Origin of the sequence: Streptomyces triticagri, assembly GCF_003429565.1 — a bacterium.
Lineage (GTDB): Bacteria > Actinomycetota > Actinomycetes > Streptomycetales > Streptomycetaceae > Streptomyces > Streptomyces triticagri.
The window spans coordinates 1-14,493 of record NZ_QUAK01000204.1; the positions used below are offsets into that span (position 1 = coordinate 1).

General features: G+C 71.7%; 14 protein-coding genes. 8 read left to right on the forward strand and 6 right to left on the reverse strand.

What is annotated here, in order from left to right; translation table 11 throughout:
* On the reverse strand, nucleotides 1-319 hold a 319-nt coding region (locus tag DY218_RS27865), incomplete at its 3' end, for a GNAT family N-acetyltransferase (protein ID WP_147336184.1).
* Between the two features lie 68 nt (nucleotides 320-387).
* On the opposite strand from DY218_RS27865, the gene DY218_RS27870 reads away from it, so the two are divergent.
* Together DY218_RS27870 and DY218_RS27875 are read left to right on the forward strand one after the other, a co-directional pair.
* Nucleotides 388-1,284, forward strand: coding sequence for a TIGR01777 family oxidoreductase (locus tag DY218_RS27870; protein ID WP_128558913.1), 897 nt, complete (start codon nucleotides 388-390; stop codon nucleotides 1,282-1,284).
* A 251-nt stretch (nucleotides 1,285-1,535) separates the two neighbouring features.
* On the forward strand, nucleotides 1,536-2,906 hold the full coding sequence (locus DY218_RS27875) for an NAD(P)/FAD-dependent oxidoreductase (RefSeq protein WP_128558914.1): 1,371 nt from the start codon (nucleotides 1,536-1,538) through the stop codon (nucleotides 2,904-2,906).
* Between the two features lie 42 nt (nucleotides 2,907-2,948).
* On the opposite strand, the gene DY218_RS27880 is transcribed toward DY218_RS27875, so the two are convergent.
* Nucleotides 2,949-4,409, reverse strand: a complete 1,461-nt coding sequence (locus tag DY218_RS27880) for a regulator (RefSeq protein WP_128558915.1) — start codon at nucleotides 4,407-4,409, stop codon at nucleotides 2,949-2,951.
* A gap of 207 nt (nucleotides 4,410-4,616) precedes the next feature.
* On the opposite strand from DY218_RS27880, the gene lipB reads away from it, so the two are divergent.
* The 4 genes from lipB to DY218_RS27900 all read left to right on the forward strand — a co-directional run bounded on the left by lipB (nucleotide 4,617) and on the right by DY218_RS27900 (nucleotide 7,927).
* Complete coding sequence (gene lipB, locus DY218_RS27885) at nucleotides 4,617-5,441, forward strand: lipoyl(octanoyl) transferase LipB (RefSeq protein ID WP_128558916.1); 825 nt, start codon at nucleotides 4,617-4,619, stop codon at nucleotides 5,439-5,441.
* 187 nt (nucleotides 5,442-5,628) lie between these two features.
* Nucleotides 5,629-6,615, forward strand: a complete 987-nt coding sequence (gene lipA, locus DY218_RS27890; RefSeq protein ID WP_128558917.1) for a lipoyl synthase — start codon at nucleotides 5,629-5,631, stop codon at nucleotides 6,613-6,615.
* Nucleotides 6,616-6,893: 278 nt separating this feature from the next.
* A complete protein-coding gene (locus DY218_RS27895) occupies nucleotides 6,894-7,124 on the forward strand; it encodes an SCO2195 family GlnR-regulated protein (protein WP_128558918.1) in 231 nt (76 codons plus the stop codon).
* Nucleotides 7,125-7,222: 98 nt separating this feature from the next.
* Entirely contained in the window at nucleotides 7,223-7,927 is a 705-nt protein-coding gene (locus tag DY218_RS27900; RefSeq protein WP_128558919.1) for a DUF4191 domain-containing protein, read from the forward strand.
* A 276-nt stretch (nucleotides 7,928-8,203) separates the two neighbouring features.
* Here the strand turns inward: DY218_RS27900 and DY218_RS27905 are convergent, their stop codons facing one another.
* Complete coding sequence (locus tag DY218_RS27905) at nucleotides 8,204-8,671, reverse strand: RDD family protein (RefSeq protein WP_128558920.1); 468 nt, start codon at nucleotides 8,669-8,671, stop codon at nucleotides 8,204-8,206.
* A 236-nt stretch (nucleotides 8,672-8,907) separates the two neighbouring features.
* Here DY218_RS27905 and glnA point away from each other — a divergent pair, with 236 nt between their 5' ends.
* Complete coding sequence (gene glnA / locus DY218_RS27910; protein WP_128558921.1) at nucleotides 8,908-10,317, forward strand: type I glutamate--ammonia ligase; 1,410 nt, start codon at nucleotides 8,908-8,910, stop codon at nucleotides 10,315-10,317.
* A 104-nt stretch (nucleotides 10,318-10,421) separates the two neighbouring features.
* Here glnA and DY218_RS27915 read toward each other — a convergent pair whose 3' ends face one another.
* The 3 genes from DY218_RS27915 to DY218_RS27925 all read right to left on the reverse strand — a co-directional run bounded on the left by DY218_RS27915 (nucleotide 10,422) and on the right by DY218_RS27925 (nucleotide 13,639).
* Nucleotides 10,422-11,663: an MFS transporter gene (locus tag DY218_RS27915; RefSeq protein ID WP_128558922.1), complete on the reverse strand. Its 1,242-nt coding sequence runs from the start codon at nucleotides 11,661-11,663 to the stop codon at nucleotides 10,422-10,424.
* A 38-nt stretch (nucleotides 11,664-11,701) separates the two neighbouring features.
* Nucleotides 11,702-12,319, reverse strand: a complete 618-nt coding sequence (gene wrbA, locus DY218_RS27920; protein ID WP_128558923.1) for an NAD(P)H:quinone oxidoreductase — start codon at nucleotides 12,317-12,319, stop codon at nucleotides 11,702-11,704.
* A 252-nt stretch (nucleotides 12,320-12,571) separates the two neighbouring features.
* Entirely contained in the window at nucleotides 12,572-13,639 is a 1,068-nt protein-coding gene (locus tag DY218_RS27925; RefSeq protein WP_158574146.1) for an AraC family transcriptional regulator, read from the reverse strand.
* A 282-nt stretch (nucleotides 13,640-13,921) separates the two neighbouring features.
* Between DY218_RS27925 and DY218_RS27930 the strand changes: the two genes are divergently transcribed.
* Nucleotides 13,922-14,422: an SH3 domain-containing protein gene (locus tag DY218_RS27930; protein ID WP_128558925.1), complete on the forward strand. Its 501-nt coding sequence runs from the start codon at nucleotides 13,922-13,924 to the stop codon at nucleotides 14,420-14,422.
* Nucleotides 14,423-14,493: the final 71 nt, after the last annotated feature.

Sequence of the window (14,493 nt, forward strand, 5' to 3'; positions counted from 1 at the left end):
CCGCCCGGACCAGGGCGCGGCCGATGCCGCGGCCGCGGGCGGCCTCGGCGACCGCGAAGCCCTGGATCTGCAGCACGTGGGCGTTGGCCCGCAGCGGAGTGGACCGGCCGATGCGGATGTAGCCGACGATCTCCTCGGCCGCCTCTCCACCCGACTCCGCCACCAGGAACTGGCCGGGATCGTGCGCCGCGTCGAAGAACGGAGCGGACGGCGCGGGCTTCGGCTGTACGGCGTGCAGGGTGGACCAGGTGGCACGGTCGAGCCGCCCGAGGGCGTCCGCGTCGCTCCACCGGGCCGGGCGTATGACTGGCTCGGACATGCGGGCCACTGTAGGACCGGGGGCGCAGGGCTCCTGCGCCGGCTTCCGGTAGCGGGCAGGATGGAGCCATGCGGATCGCGGTCGCCGGCTCGTCCGGACTCATCGGCAGGAACCTGGTGCGCTCGCTCGTCGCGGACGGGCACGAGGTGGTGACCCTGGTGCGCCGCGCCCCGAGCGCACCGGGCGAGGCGGAGTGGGACCCGCATCGCGAGTACGTCGACCCGATGGCGCTGGCCGGCTGCGACGCGGTGGTGAATCTGGCCGCGGCCGGCGTCGGCGACCACCGCTGGACCGATGCGTACAAGCGGGAGCTCCGCGACAGCCGGGTGCTCGGCACGGCCACGCTCGCGGAGGCGGTCGCCGCGCTCGACGTACCGCCGGACGTCTTCGTGAACGCGAGCGCGGTGGGGTACTACGGCGACACGGGTGGCCGTCCGGTGGACGAGAGCGCGCCGGCCGGCGACGGCTTCCTGCCGCAGCTGTGCGTGGAGTGGGAGGAGGCCGCGGGTGCTGCCGTGGAGGCGGGGGTGCGCACCGTGTTCGCCCGCTCCGGTCTGGTGGTGGCGCGCGACGGCGGCGCCTGGGCCCGGATGTTCCCGCTGTTCAAGGCTGGTCTCGGCGGGCGGCTCGGACACGGCAGGCAGTACTGGAGCTTCATCGCGCTGCATGACGAGGTGGCCGCCCTGCGCCATCTGATCGCCACCGACGAGCTGTCCGGCCCGGTCAATCTGACCGCCCCGCATCCGGTGACGAACCGTGAGGTGACGGCCGCGATGGGCCGGGTCCTCCGCCGCCCGACGCTGTTCCCCGCGCCGACTCCCGCACTGCGTCTGGTACTCGGCGAGATGGCGGGCGATGTGCTGTGCAGCCAGCGGGTGTTGCCCACCCGGCTGACGGAGTCCGGCTTCCGGTTCGCGTTCCCGACGATCGACGACGCGGTACGGGCGGCGGCCGAAGCGCGGTGAGGAGTCGCGGGGGGGTGTTGCGACGAGGGTGCTGCGTGCGGGGGTGACGTCCGCCGCCGCGGGCAGTACGGTCACGCCACCACCGGCGACCGTGTGCGACCGGCGTGCGACCGTGCCCGGTCGATGCGCGACTGCTCCTGACCGGAACTACTCCTACGCTCGGGCCGAACTCGGGTATTCCCGGAGCCTGTTGGGGGCATGACCCCTCCACAAGGCGAGCGACCAAGGCGAGCGACCTCGGGGAGGGGCACGTGCGTGAGCCCGCGGAGCAAGTGGACGTCGTCATCGTGGGGGCCGGTATCGCCGGCCTGTCCGCCGCTCACCGGCTGCACACCGCCGGGGTGAGCACCGCGGTACTGGAGGCCGCGCCCGCCATCGGGGGCCGGATGTCCACGGAGGTGCTCGACGGATTCCGGCTCGACCGCATCGGCCATCTGCTGTCCACCTCGTACCCGGAGCTGCGGCGCACTCCGGGGCTCGACGAGCTGCCGCTGCGGACCTTCGCACCGGGTGTTCTCGTGCACAGCGAAGGGCGGCTGCACCGTGCGGGAGAGCCGCGCCCCGGTTCGTCGGCGGCCGGACGGAGCGCGAGGGGCGCACTCACGGCGGCACGCGCCCTGGCGAGCGCCCCTCGTACTCACCGACTGCCCGGCACCCACCGGCTGCCCGGCCACGGCAACCGCGCCCGCCCGCCGATGGGCAGCCCTCTCGACCAGGCCCGCCTCGGCCGCGCCCTCGGCCGCCTCGCCGCCACCGAGGTGCCCCGGCTGCTCGCCCGGCCCGAGCTCAGCACCGCGGAGGCGCTGACCACCCGCGGGCTCCCACAGCGTACGGTCGACGGCTTCCTGCGCCCGCTGCTCGCCGCACTGCTCGGCGATCCCGCCCTCGGCACCTCGAGCCGGGTCGCGGACCTGGTCCTGCGCGGTTTCGCCCGCGGGCGGCTCTGCGTGCCCGTGGGCGGCGCCGACGCCCTGCCGGCCACCCTGGCGGCGGCGCTCCCGCCGGGCACCGTCCGCACCGGAGTGAAGGCGGTGGAGGTCTCGGCCGCCACCGTCCGCACCGCGGGACACGGCGAGATCCGCTGCCGCTCCGTCCTGCTCGCGACGGGAGCACGCCAGGCCGCCGAACTGCTGCCCGGTCTGCGGATGCCGGCCTTCCACCCGGTGACCGTGCTCCACCACACCGCACCCGAACCACCGCTGACCGAGCCGGCCCTGGTCCTGGACGCCGAACGCCGCGGCCCCGTCGCCCACACCGCCGTGATGAGCGAGGTGGACCCGGCACGGGCGCCCGCGGGACGCGCCCTGATCACCTCCGTGGTGCACGGCCCGCCACCCGCCGAGCCCGAGGTGCGCGCCCAACTCGGCCGTCTCTACGGCACTTCCACCGACCGCTGGGAACTGCTCGCCGTCCACCACGACCCGGAGGCCGTCCCCGTGATGCCTCCCCCGCACGATCTGCGCCGCCCGGTGCGCGTGCTCGCCGGCCTGTACGTCTGCGGCGACCACCGCGACACCAGCACGGTCCAGGGCGCCCTGCACTCGGGGGGCCGCGCGGCCCGCTCCGTCCTCGCCGACCTCGGCATCCGGGACGCGGCCACGGCGATCACCGCCGCGGCCTGACCGGGCGGCGAACGACAGGCGGCGGGGTGTCGGAGTGGCGGGTCAGCCGAGCGCCGCCACCCGGTCCCGATAGCTCCGTACCGGGCTCGCGTCCCGGTACGGCTCGAGGCGGCGCTCGAAGTCCCGTACGTACTCCGCGGCGCGCGCCGAGCGCATCTCGGAGGCCTGCTGGGCGGCCTCCGCGCCGAGTGCGCAGGCCTGGTCGAGCTCGCCGAGTCCGAGGCGCGCGGTGGCGAGCACCACCCGGCAGAAGACCCGGGAGCGCGCGAACGCGGGCGCGCGCAGCTGCAAGGAGCGCTCCGCATGCTGCGCCGACGCCCGGTACTGCGACAGATCCCGGTGACAGTGCGCGAACTCGTCGGCCAGCTGCCCCTCGTCGAAGTACCGCGCCCAGTACGGCACTTCGTCCCCGGGCCGGGCCGAGGTCATCGCCCGCTCGGCCCTGACCAGGGCGGCCGTGCAGGCCCGCACCTCGCCGAGCACCCCGTGCCCCCGCGCCTCCACCGCGTGCAGCAGCGCCTGCACCACCGGCGGCGCCGAGGCGCCGACGCCCTGCTGGGCGACCCGCGCCAGCTGCACCGCTTCCCTGCCGTGCCCGAGATAGACCGCCTGCCGGCTCATCGTCACCAGCACATAGCTGCCGTACGCCCGGTCGGCCGCGGCCTGCGAGAGCCGCAGTGCCTGCACGAAGTACCGCTGCGCCAGACCGTGCGCCGCGATGTCGTACGAGGTCCAGCCCGCGAGCCGGGTGAGGTCGGCGGCCGCGGCGAACAGCCGCCGCCCGGCCGGCTCGCTGTAGACACCGCGCAGCATCGGCTCCGTCTCGTGCTCCAGATAGCGCACCAGGGCCTGGCGCGCGTGCCCGCCGCCGTAGGCGTGGTCGAGGGCGCGGAAGAGCTCACCGACGGAGCGGAGGGCCGCGATGTCGCCGGAGGTCACCCGCTGGCCGGGCGAGCGGTCGGTGTCCTTGCGCTGCCGGGGTACGAGGGCTCGGCCCTGGGCGGGCACCCGGGCGCCGGAGCCGCCCGGACCGTCCGCGCCCCGCTCCCCTCGCCCCACCCGCTCGTCCGCACGCCCGATCAGCCAGTCCCGGCTCGGCACCACGAGCCCCGCCGGGGTGAAGGCGATCTTCCGCAGCTCGGCATGGCTGCCGGAGTCCTTGCGCCACAGTCCGCTGACGATGTCGATCGCCTCGTCCGGCGTCGCGGCGAACTCCAGCCCCGCGTACACCGGCGCACAGGCGTCCAGGCCGAGATCCTGGGCGCTGAGCCGACGGCCGAGCCGGCGTGTGAACACCTCCGCGATGAGCGCGGGCGTGGTGCCCCTCGGCTGCTGGCCGCGCAGCCAGCGGGTCACCGAGGTCTTGTCGTAGCGCAGATCGAGGCCGTGCTCGAGCCCCAGCTGGTCGACCCGGCGGGCAAGACCCGCGTTGGAGAACCCTGCCTCGGCGATCAGCGCGGCAAGCTGGCGGTTGGGCGTGCGCTGCGGGGGTCGTTCCGTCATCAGCTGTGCGGTCTCCTGCCTTCCGGGCCGGTCGGCAGCCCTCATGAACGGCGTGAATGTAACGAGCCGTACGGCCCTCATCGCCACCTTCGCCCCGCATTCATCCGATCGTGTGAGGATCGGGTGGCGGGCTGACCGTGCCGTCCGGGTCGTACAGTGGCGGGGGCGCACAAGGTGCACGGTGAACGTTTCAAGGAGGCACGTGCCGTGAATGAGCTGCGGTTCGTACGTCTTGGCTTCGGCCCGGACGCAGTCGAGTACCAGCAGGCCTGGGACGAGCAACGACGGGTGCACGCGGCGCGCTTCGCGGACGAGATCCCGGACACCTGCCTGTTCCTCGAACATCCGCCGGTCTACACGGCCGGACGCCGGACCGAGGACAGCGAGCGCCCGCTCGACGGCACCCCGGTGATCGACGTCGACCGCGGCGGGAAGATCACCTGGCACGGGCCCGGTCAGCTGGTCGGCTATCCGATCCTGAAGCTGCCTCGTCCGGTCGACGTGGTCGCGCATGTGCGCCGGCTCGAGGAGGCGCTGATCCGCGCCTGCGCCGAGTTCGGCCTGGAGAGCACCCGTGTCGAGGGCCGCAGTGGGGTCTGGGTGCTCGGCGACCCGGTCGAGCAGCGGCTCGGCGGACTCTCCCTGGACATCGACCCGCGCATCGGCGACGACGAGTTCGACCCCCGCCTGAACGGCCCGGAGTACGCCCCGTCCAATGCCGGCCAGCGGCGCGAGGACCGCAAGCTCGCCGCGATCGGCATCCGGGTCGCCAAGGGCGTCACCATGCACGGCTTCGCCCTGAACGTGAATCCGGACAACACCTGGTTCGACCGGATCGTGCCGTGCGGCATCCGCGACGCGGGCGTCGCCTCGCTAGCGGCCGAGCTCGGCCGGGACATCACGATCGAGGAGGTGCTGCCCGTCGTGGAGAAGCACCTGCGGGCCGTCCTCGACGAGGCCGAACCGCGCCCGCGCCCCGTCGGCGAGGCGGCGGCCCCGGCCGAGCCCGCCACTGCTCCGGCGCCCGCCTGACCGAGCACCTCCGGGCAGCCGGGGCGGGAATGCGGCCCGGCCGCCCGGAGGTTGGCGATACGGACGGCCGTACGGTCCGACGGGGTCACCCACGCCCCAGAGGCTCAGGTCGGCCGGGCGTAGGACCGTACAAAGCACGGGCGTACCCTGGGGGACGCCGAAGAATCGAAGCTGTAGGGAGCCGGTCGTGTCCGCAGTCGCACCCGACGGACGCAAGATGCTGCGCCTGGAGGTCCGGAACAGCCAGACCCCCATCGAGCGCAAGCCCGAGTGGATCAAGACCCGGGCGAAGATGGGTCCCGAATACACCCAGATGCAGAAACTCGTGAAGAGCGAGGGCCTGCACACGGTCTGCCAGGAGGCCGGCTGTCCCAACATCTACGAATGCTGGGAGGACCGCGAGGCCACCTTCCTCATCGGCGGCGACCAGTGCACCCGGCGCTGCGACTTCTGCCAGATCGACACCGGCAAGCCGGCGGCCCTGGACCGCGACGAGCCGCGCCGCGTCGGTGAGTCCGTCGTCACGATGGACCTCAACTACGCGACCATCACCGGCGTCGCCCGCGACGACCTGGAGGACGGCGGCGCGTGGCTGTACGCGGAGACGGTCCGCCAGATCCACGGGATGACCGCCGAGCGCGAGGCAGGCCGCACCAAGGTCGAGCTGCTCATCCCCGACTTCAACGCCGAGCCGGACCAGCTGGCCGAGGTCTTCTCCTCGCGCCCCGAGGTCCTCGCGCACAACGTGGAGACGGTGCCCCGGATCTTCAAGCGGATCCGCCCCGGCTTCCGTTACGAGCGTTCCCTGAAGGTGATCACCGAGGCCCGCAAGGACGGTCTGGTCACCAAGTCGAACCTGATCCTCGGCATGGGCGAGACCCGCGAGGAGATCAGCGAGGCGCTGCGCCAGCTGCACGACGCCGGCTGCGAGCTGATCACCATCACCCAGTACCTGCGGCCCTCCGTGCGGCACCACCCGGTGGAGCGCTGGGTCAAGCCGCACGAGTTCGTGGAGCTCAAGGAGGAGGCCGAGCAGATCGGCTACTCCGGAGTGATGTCCGGCCCGCTGGTCCGGTCCTCGTACCGCGCGGGCCGGCTGTTCGGCATGGCCATGGACCGGCGTAACGGCGTCGTCAGCGAGGGCGCGGACTTCACCGCCCGGCAGGCCGTGTGACCTGACGGCACGGTGGCGGCGGGAGCACGCTCGGCGCCCGCTCCTGTGAATTCGCGCACAAGACACTACCGACCAGTAATGGCCGGGATCACGCGGTCCGTACGGTCCCCGCAGGTAGGGGCACCCGTACGGGCCGCTTCGGCTTTCTCCGGCTCCGCATCGGGCCTTCATGGGTGTTTGACCGGTCGGACACGCGCTGGTAACACCAGTCTGTGACGCTCTCCTTACGCCACGTACCGCAGTCCACCCCACCCGCCGCTCAGAGGGGGACCCCCGACATGCAGGCCGCGCCCGTCAACGAAGGTATGCCGACCGGCACCCGCGCCACCGCCGTCCCGTCCGTCACCGACGCGCTGCGCGCCGTCGAGTCGCTGCTCATGAGCAGCGGCCAGCGCACCGCCCGCCGCAATGCCTGGACCTCCGTGCTCGAGGACCGCCGTCGGGCGAAGGACCGGGTGGAGGCGCAGCAGGTGCTCGACGCGGCCACCCGTCCCCCTCGTACGTCGTAGCCCTTGATCCGTGCCCCGCTGTCGCGTGCGGCGCACGGTGTGTGATCGGATCCACCCGCGCGTCGTGACCGCTTCCCCGGGCACGTAAACTTCCTGGCATGGCGAGGAAGGACAACGCAGCGAGTACTGCGAACCCAGGGCGACTCAAGCAGATCGCCCTCACGTACAAGATGACCCGCAAGGCCGATTCCAAGATCGGCCTGATCATCGCTGCGGTGGGCATCGTCACCTTCGGTGTCTTCCTCGGCATCGGCCTCCTGCTCGGATACCCGGTCTATCTGGGGATCCTGGGCTTCATCCTGGCGTTCCTCGCGATGGCGATCGTGTTCGGCCGCCGGGCCGAGAAGGCCGCGTTCGGGCAGATGGAAGGTCAGCCGGGGGCCGCGGCGGCGGTGCTCGACAACATGAAGCGGGGCTGGTCGACGACCCCCGCCGTGGCGATGAACCGCAACCAGGACGTGGTGCACCGCACCGTCGGCAAGGCCGGCATCGTCCTGATCGGCGAGGGCAATCCGAACCGGCTCAAGACGCTGCTCGCCGCGGAGAAGAAGAAGATGGCGCGGATCGTCACGGACGTCCCGGTCACCGACTTCATCATCGGCAATGCGGAGGGCCAGGTCCCGCTCACCAAGCTGCGTACGAAGCTGCTGAAGCTGCCTCGCGTCCTGACGGGTCCGCAGGTCACCACGACCAACGACCGCCTGCGTGCGATGGGCGACCTGATGTCGAACATGCCGCTGCCGAAGGGGCCGATGCCCAAGGGCATGCGGATGCCTCGCGGGGGCGGGCCGAAGATGCGGTGACGCCTTCGGGCGTCGGTTTTCGGTGTACGGGGCGCTCCGGGCCGACTGGTCCGGAGCGCCCCGTCTCGCTGCGCTGCGCCCGTCCGGCGGCTTCCCTTGAGCCCGGCTTCCCTCTAGCCCGTCCGGCGAAGCGCGGCCGCCGCCCCGCGGGGCGGTCAAAAGATGTCCTCAATCGCCGGACGGGCTTGAGGGAAGCCGCCGGACGGGCTTGAGGGAGAGCCGGACGGGCTCAAGGGAGAGCCGGGACTCAAGGGGACGGGCGCCGAAGCCGGAAGGCTAGAGACGAACCTGGATCGCCCGCGCGAGGCGGTCGTGGAGGCCCCTCGTGTCGCGGTCCCAGACCAATGCCGGAATGGCGAGGCACAGGAGGACGCTCCGTACGACGACACGGCCGAAGCTCAGCCGCCCGCCGTCCTCGGCGACGACCCGGAGTCCGAGGAGTCGCTTCCCCGGCGTGAAGCCGACCGTGCCGACCGTGAGTACGGTCAGGACGAAGAAGACACCGAGCGCCCAGTTCGCCATCGCCTGTCGGTCACCCTGCGCGAAGAGGCCGTATGCGATCACCATGCACAGCGCCCAGTCCACCGCGATCGCGCCGAAGCGCCGCCCGACCGGGGCGATCGAGCCCGGCCCTTCCTGGGGCAGACCGAGCTGCTCGCCGCGGTAGCCGAAGTCGGCTCCCATGTCCTCGGCCGCCTGCCGCGGGCCGGACAGCCACGATCCGATTGCTTGCCTCTTGTCCACCCGACCACGGTACTGCGCCCCGCCCCGTCGGGGCCCCGGCGGGGTGCACACCGCGGCGGCCGTACGGACCCTGAGATGCCGCTCACGCTCGCGCCGGTTAACTTCGGCGAAACAAATGGGTCATGCTTGAGAAATCCCCCGTCCCTATGGTCGGGCCCAGCGTGCGCCACCGCACTGGCCGCGCCTCGAGCGAGACATCCCCGGTTCGGGACCGGGCCGGGAGTAGGAGGAGCTGGATGTTCCAGAACGCCGACGATGCCAAGAAGTTCATCGCAGACGAGGACGTGAAGTTCGTCGACGTCCGGTTCTGCGACCTGCCGGGTGTGATGCAGCACGTCACGGTGCCGGCGTCGGCGTTCGAGCCGACCGAGGAGCTCGCCTTCGACGGTTCCTCGATCCGCGGCTTCCAGGCCATCCACGAGTCCGACATGGCGCTGCGCGCGGACCTGTCGACGGCCCGCGTCGACCCGTTCCGCCGCGACAAGACCCTGAACATCAACTTCTTCATCCACGACCCGATCACCGGCGAGGCCTACAGCCGTGATCCGCGCAACGTGGCGAAGAAGGCCGAGGCCTACCTCGCCTCCACCGGCATCGCCGACACCGCGTACTTCGGTCCCGAGGCCGAGTTCTACGTCTTCGACAAGGTCCGCTTCGAGACCTCCGCCAACCAGTCGTTCTACGAGATCGACTCCGAGGCCGGCGCCTGGAACACCGGCTCGGAGGAGAACAACCGCGGTTACAAGGTCCGCTACAAGGGCGGCTACTTCCCCGTCCCGCCGGTCGACCACTTCGCCGACCTGCGCGCCGAGATGTCCCTCGAGCTGGAGAACCAGGGCCTGCAGGTCGAGCGCCAGCACCACGAGGTGGGCACCGCCGGCCAGGCGGAGATCAACTACAAGTTCAACACGCTGCTCGCCGCGGCCGACGACCTGATGCTCTTCAAGTACATCGTGAAGAACGTCGCCTGGCGCAACGGCAAGACCGCGACCTTCATGCCGAAGCCGATCTTCGGCGACAACGGCTCGGGCATGCACGTCCACCAGTCGCTCTGGTCCGGCGGCAACCCGCTCTTCTACGACGAGCAGGGCTACGCGGGCCTCTCGGACACCGCCCGCTACTACATCGGCGGCATCCTCAAGCACGCCCCGTCGCTGCTCGCCTTCACCAACCCGACGGTGAACTCGTACCACCGCCTGGTGCCCGGCTTCGAGGCCCCGGTCAACCTGGTCTACTCGCAGCGCAACCGCTCCGCGGCCATGCGTATCCCGATCACGGGCTCGAACCCGAAGGCCAAGCGCGTCGAGTTCCGTGCACCCGACCCGTCCTCGAACCCGTACCTGGCGTTCTCGGCGCTCATGCTCGCGGGCCTCGACGGCGTCAAGAACAAGATCGAGCCGGCCGAGCCCATCGACAAGGACCTCTACGAGCTGGCTCCTGAGGAGCACGCGGGCGTCCAGCAGGTCCCGACCTCGCTGCCCGCGGTCCTCGAAGCCCTCGAGGCCGACAACGAGTACCTGCAGGCCGGCGGCGTCTTCACCTCCGACCTCATCGAGACCTGGATCGACTACAAGCGCACCAACGAGATCGCCCCGATCCAACTCCGCCCCCACCCGCACGAGTTCGAGCTGTACTTCGACCTCTAGCAGTGCCGCCGGTCCGGAAGGTTGTGGCCTTCCGGACCGGGACGTGTGTGGGCCGTCGGCCGTGTCCCTTCGGGGGTGCGGCCGACGGCTTTTTGGTGGGTGGGTCAGGTGGTCGTGGACAGTGCTGCGAGGGCCGGGCCGAGGGCTCCGCCGAGTTGGTAGCAGAGGTTGAACAGGCCGATCGCTGCCGGGCGTTTGGTGGTGTCGACGGTGGTGGTGGCGAAGGCCATCAGGGCGCCCTGGCCGCCTGCCGCGGCGAAGAGGGCGATGGCCAGGGCCGTCAGTACGAGGACGGCCGAGGCGGATACGGCGGTGAGGACGGCGGCGAGGATGCCCGCGGCGGCCAGTACCGCCGTGACGCGGGTGCGGCCCATGCGGATGGCGACCGCCGCGATCACGAAGGCGAGTACGGAGCCGGCCACTTGGGAGACCAGTGTCCCCACGCCGATCGCGTCCTCGCTCCATCCCGCGTCGGCGGAGAGCTGTCCCGGGATGACGAAGAGCAGCCGGAAGAAGGAGGTGGCCAGGAGCAGGGCGAGCAGGCTCACGCCGATGAAGAGCGGGGAGCGCAGCAGGACGACGGGGACGAACCCGTCCGGGCGGGCCCTGATGTGCAGGGCGAGGAGGAGCGCGGCCGGCACGGCGCAGACGGCGGCGGCCGCGGGGGCGTACGGGATGACGACGAGGGCGACGGCCAGTGCGGTGAGCAGGACCGCGCCGCGGCCGTCGAAGCGGCTGTCGTCGGCCGGAGCGGTGGGGGCGTGCCGCAGCACGGGAGGCACGAACAGCGCGGCCACCACCGGCAGGAGCAGGACGACCAGCCAGGACGTCCATTCGGTGACCAGCGAGCCGACCAGTGGGCCGACGGCCGCACAGGCGGCGATCGCCGAGGTGATCAGGCCCATCCGGCCGGCCGTCCCCGCCAGGTTCATCGCGACGGCGATCAGTCCCGTACTGCCGAGGGCCTGGCCGGACCGTCCGAGCAGGGCCGCGGGGAGCCAGGGCACGGCGGCGACCAGGATGGTGCCGGCGACCAGCAGGACGGTGCTGATGATCAGTGCGGCACGTAGTCCGCGCCGGCTGATCAGGCCGCCGGCCAGCGGTGTGCCGACGGCTATGGACAGGGCCGCGACGGTCACCAGCCAGCTGGCGACGTCCGGGGCGAGGCCGTAGCCGTCCGCCATCCTGGGCAGGACGATGGCCGGGGCGGCGACGGCGAAGGTGGCCGGGGCGGCGATGAGCGCCAGCCACCCCGCCGCGACCCTGGGCGGGTCGGCGGCGCCGTGGTGCGGGTCCGGCGTCGCCGGGCTGCGAGGTGGGCCGGGTGTGGCCGACCGGATGGTCATGTCGTCTCCGTCGGTACGAAGGGGCGGTCGGTCCCGTCCTATGCGGCGAAGCCGATGCGCAGGGCGGTGGCGATCTCCACGGCGCGGCGGGCCTGGAACTCGACGGCGGCGAGGTTCGCCTCGGCGACGTTGTCCGGGTCGTTGCCGGAGATGCTGCTCGCGCCGTACGGGTTGCCGTTGGCCGGGTCGAACTGCACCGGGTCGGCGAAGCCGGGCGGGACGATGATCGAACCCCAGTGGTAGAAGGTGTTGTTGAGCGCCAGGAGGGTGCTCTCCTGGCCGCCGTGCGTCGTCGAGGTCGAGGTGAACGACGAGACGACCTTGTTGACGAGCTTGCCCTGGAACCACAGACCGCCCGTGGTGTCGATGAACTGCTTCAACTGCGCGGCGGGCAGGCCGAATCGGGTCGGGGTGCCGAACAGCAGGACGTCGGCCCACTCCACGTCGGCGAGGGTCGCGTCCGGTACGTCCGCGGTGGCGGCGGTGTGGGCGGCCCAGGCCTCGTTGGCCTCGACGGCTGCGGCGGGGGCCAGTTCGGCGACCTTGAGGAGCCGCACCTCCTCGGCTCCGGCCTTCTCCGCGGACTGCGCCGCGGCCTGCGCCATGCTGTGGACATTGCCGGTGGACGAGTAGTGGATGACGGCGACATTGGTCATGGGAACGCTCTCCTTGTGGATACGGGGCCGGTGGATCCGGGGCCGTACGGTGGCGCCGGTCGGCCCGCCGGGAATCAGCCTGCGGTCGCCCGAAGGCGCCTGCCAGGCCCGTGGGTTGCCTACTCAGGCGCTGAGCACCCTGCGAGGACGGTGCGAGCTGCTGCGTGGACGGGGCGGACCTTTGCGGGGCGGTGCGTTGCTGATTGCTCCGGTCGGTTCATGTCCACGACCGTACGAACCGGGGCCGTCCGCCTAGGAGGGCTGAAGGCGCCGCGCAGGGGACTTCAGACGCCGCACGTCCGCCGGGCCGTGGCCGTACCAGCGGTGGATGGCGCGGCGCAGCGCGCGCACATCGGCGTATCCGGTGCGGGTGGCGATCGACTCCACCGTCAGGTCGGTGGCGAGGAGCAGGCGTTCCACTCGCTGACGACGGGCCAGCTCCAGCTCCTCGCGCCAGCTGGTGCCCTCCGCCCCGAGGCGTCGCTGCAGCGTGCGCTGTGCCATGCCCAGGCGCCCGGCCACCTGCGCCAGTTCGGGGAAGTTGCTGCTGTAGCCCGCCACGAGCTCGGCGCGGAACCGGTCGAGCCAGCTCAGCACCGGCTGCGCGGTGGCCGTGGCGAGGCGGGCCTGGTCGGCCAGGAGTGCGGCGAGCGCGGGATCGGCGTGCGGCAGCGGTGCGTCGGCGTCCTGCGGGCTGAAGGTGATCGCCGGCGCCGCGGCCTCGAACTCCAGGTTCCGGGTGCCGAACGTGTCGATCAGTGTCCGGTGGCTGCGCGGTGCGGGTCCCGTCAGGCGTATACGTATCGGGGCCAGTGGCCGGCCGGCTGCCGCTCCCGCCGCGGTCAGGACGATCCCGAGGGCGAACTGTCCGATCAGCGGGAACAGCGGGTGCTCGCGATAGGCGCAGTGGAACACGATCGTCAGACCGGCGTCGTGCCGGATCGGCCGGAACGATTCGTCCGGGTCCGTGAGCGTGGCCACGTGCCTGTCGGCCACCCGGAAGCCCTCGGTGAGCGTCGGCGCGGTTGAGATCAAGTAGCCCCATACGCCGAGCTCACCCGGCTGCCACAACCGCATCGGATGGGCACCGTCGAGGTCCGGAAGCTGCAGCGACCACTCCTCCCAGAGCGAGACCAGCGCCGAGCTGGGTATCCGCACCCGGTCGTCGTCGAGCACGGAGAGGCCCTGCACCCGCGCAAGCGCCGCCGGATCGAGTCCGGAGCGCACTGCCGCCCCCAGTACAAGGCGGGTGGCGTACGGCGGGACCGAGAGGCCCGGCACCTCGAACCGCCCCGCCACCTGCTCCGTCCTCGGCTCCATGTCGTCCCGTCCCCCGCCGGCCGGCGCCGTACCCGGTGAGGCGGCGCAGACCCAAGTTACCTGCACCGGCATGCTCGTCAGCAGCTCAGAGGGTGTCTGCTGTTCGCTCTGTCACGGGCGGTGTCCGGGGCGTGGGGAATGTCGTGTTCTCGTTGCGGACTGTCGTGAGCGTGTCACCGGGGTGGGAGAACGATGGTGTGGCTGCAGGGAGTCGGGCATCGTCGTGGGTGTCGGCGGCGGAAGTCGCCGGCTACGGGGAACACACGATTCGGGGGAATCATCGTGAAGCAGATCCAGAAGCGCATCGTGATCGCCGCAGCGGCCACCGCTCTTGTCGCGGGTGGCAGCGTCGGTGCCTACGCGGCCACCGCGGACGAGGACGCCGCGCCGATCTCCGCCTCGGCGAAGGCCGCGGCCGGCAGTGACCTGGCGCGCGCCGAGAAGGCGGGCTCCGCCGGCAAGGGCGAGCTCGTCGGCATGGCGGGCGAGGTCGGCGCGAAGGACCGCAAGCACCACCGCCGCACGGTGTGGGACAACGTCAACGTCCGTGACCTGCCGGACACCGGCAGCAAGAAGGTCGCCATGCTGAAGGCCGGCAAGACGTACACGACGGTGTGTTGGGGGCACTACCAGACGGTGAAGTCGGACGGCTACAAGAACGACATCTGGATCATGGTGTGGGCCAACGACACCAAGCTCGGCTGGGCCAGCGCCATCTACTTCAAGGGTGACGAGAAGGCCAATCTGCCGGCGAGCAACAAGTGCAAGAGCTCCCGCTACTGACGTAGCGGGTACACGGGGGAAGCAAGGAAACACCACGGGGGAACGCCGCGCCCGGCTCCGAACTCGGAGCC